We start from the raw sequence: 2,477 nt of genomic DNA on the forward strand, positions 1-2,477 counted from the left end.
CGCTGAACCTGACGGCCTTGCGGTTGTGACTGTTCGTCATGTCCCTCGTTCCCGTCTCCGGGTTGCCGTGCGTGGCGATGCGCCCTGATCACTGCGCTACCCCTCTTGTCACTGGTGAGGACTCCGGCAAGTGGCCGGGGCCATGACGTTTCACGCGTGTCGGCCTCCCCCTGCAACCCACCCGTCACGACGGGGGAGGCCGACGTATCACCGGGTTGTCCTGGGACCCTGCCTGATCCGCAGGGGGCCCAGGACGTCCCGGGACTGACCCGCTGACTCGCGCTTCGCTCCTGCGCGCATCAGCGGCGGCCGCCGCACCCGTGGCACCCTTGAACCCGGCGCGGCAGTACTGTGGGGTCCGCCCCCGGGGACCGCGCAAACCGACGAGGCGCGTTTTCCCGGGGGCGTTCCCGGTTATGCAGCCCACCAGCACAGGTGAGGTGGTGCCCCGCCTTGATCCGAGCTTCAGGACCGAGGCGGGTGATCTAGGCGGCGCGGGCCAGCCAGGGCGCGGCCCGCGACCGCTGGAGCGCGCCGGATCTACGTCCAGGCGCGGTATGTCGCGATGGCAAGCCGGGCGGGTTCAGTGAGTATCTGTCGGCCGTCCGGCGCGATCCGCCACTTTCTTCCCTTGATCAGCCACCGCCCGGGAACAGGCATGCGGACGGTGACCGGGACGATGCTGCCCTGCTGACGGGTGAGCACCTCGGTGCCACGGGCCTGCCAATCTCGGTGACGGCTCACGGGGATCAAGACCTCCACCGCCCGCAGCGCATGGTTGAGGACAACCGGACCGACAGGCCTCCGGGCCCGCAGGAGGTTGTCCAGGTTCGCAAGCCCGAGCAGCTCGTCACGGACGCGCACGACATCAAACGTCCGGCTACCTCGATCTCCGCCACGTATCTCGCACGCCACTGCGCGCACACCACCTCAGGAGCGCGGCCGGCCGAGGCGAGCCAGTACACGCCGAGGGCCGCACGGGGAACAGGCCGATCCCGTCCAGCGGCGGCCGTCCGGCCGGTGCTGCTCATCGCTCAGGCCCTACCTCTCTCTGTGTGTGTTACTCGGTCATTGGTCGAGTGGCAGCCCGAGCGGGCTGTGTGACCCGGGCTGCCACCTGCCGGGACCGGCCGCGCTCTGCCGTCTTGCCGAGCTGAGCGTTTGCCGGTCCCGGCAATACCGGCAGGGGGAGAGCCCGAACACCACCGGTCGGGACCTGCCGGGTTGTGCGGTTCCACCTGCCGCCCGTCGGGGGGAATCGGACGGCGATTCAGGGGTCCGCACACCCCGCCCTCATGAGGCGGGGAGCCTGTGTCTGGAGGCCGCCGTACAGTCCGGCAGCCCTTCATCTACGCGTGGTGCTCAGCGGGGTACTCGTTATGCGGTAAGCGGATGATGCCCTCAGGTGCCTGCCGGATGATCCGCCCGGCGGTCTCCAACAGCTCGTCGGCCTGCCTCTTGAAAGGCTGCAGGGCGACAGCGATCCGCCTATCCATGGCGTCCATCCCCGTCGACCGCCGCCGCTGCGCCCGGATCGTGGACCGGGCCGGCTGCTGCCGGAGGACAGAGGAGGGAACGGCGGAGTACGCCGCAACGATGCGTCGGGCCTTCATGCCACCCGGCCCATCTGCACGGTGACGGCCCGCCGGGGCGACCTGGGGCGGATTGCACCGAGGCGGGGCGCCGACCGGGTGCACGGGGCTTGCTTGTAGGCGTCGAGCACTGCGATCAGGCGCACTGCCCATTCCCTCCGCCCCGCATCCGCCTGCTCATCCGGACCAGCCTTCTGTACGGACGTCGCTGCGCCGAGGGCGGGACAGGTGACGTTGATCTCGAACCACACCCACTTCGCCCCGTCCTGGCCCTTCACCCACCCGTAGCGGGTAGAGAGGGCATCGACGAGAGGAAGGCCGCGCCCGCTCTCGGCGTCCGCCCCGGTCTTCCTCGGCTCCGGAACCGCCGCGCTGGGGTCTAAGACGGCGACTCGGAGCAAGCCCGTCGTCGGCTGCGCCTCCGCCCTCACGAGGATCCGAACACTGGGATTTTCGATCTCACCGCCGTAGCCGTGACGGATGGCGTTGGTCAGCAGTTCAGACAGGAGCAGCTTCACCGTCTCTGCGGCGTCGTCGCCGAGGTCGAGGCCGGCTTTCAGCAGCTCCTCCACGATCTGGCGACGAGCATCGCCAACTGCCGCAAAACTAGCTTGGGGTGCAAAAGATACGGTGATCACGACATCCCTCCGGGCCGGTGCATGGACGGTCGGCTGAGGTAGTTCCGGGGATGCGGCCGAGGGCGGTCGCAGTGATCGTCACGGCGCGGAGCGTCCAGCCGGCGGCGGTGAATCAGCACGCAGCAGGTCGACCCGGGTCTGACGGTCGATCAAGATGGCTTGCGAGAGCAGATGCATATGGTCAGCCCAGGTGCATGGATAGCGCAGTGCCGAACCGAACTTCTGCAAGCTCGGTCGGACATTTGCC

At 68.8% G+C, this 2,477-nt stretch carries 2 protein-coding genes; both read right to left on the bottom strand.

The window, feature by feature from the left end; translation table 11 throughout:
• Positions 1 to 540: 540 nt before the first annotated feature.
• A complete protein-coding gene (locus P3T39_RS37280; protein WP_280703770.1) occupies positions 541 to 864 on the bottom strand; it encodes a hypothetical protein in 324 nt (107 codons plus the stop codon).
• A 745-nt stretch (positions 865 to 1,609) separates the two neighbouring features.
• Complete coding sequence (locus tag P3T39_RS37285) at positions 1,610 to 2,230, bottom strand: ATP-binding protein (RefSeq protein ID WP_348534435.1); 621 nt, start codon at positions 2,228 to 2,230, stop codon at positions 1,610 to 1,612.
• Between the last annotated feature and the right edge of the window lie 247 nt (positions 2,231 to 2,477).

Origin of the sequence: Kitasatospora sp. GP82, from assembly GCF_029892105.1 — a bacterium.
Lineage (GTDB): Bacteria > Actinomycetota > Actinomycetes > Streptomycetales > Streptomycetaceae > Kitasatospora.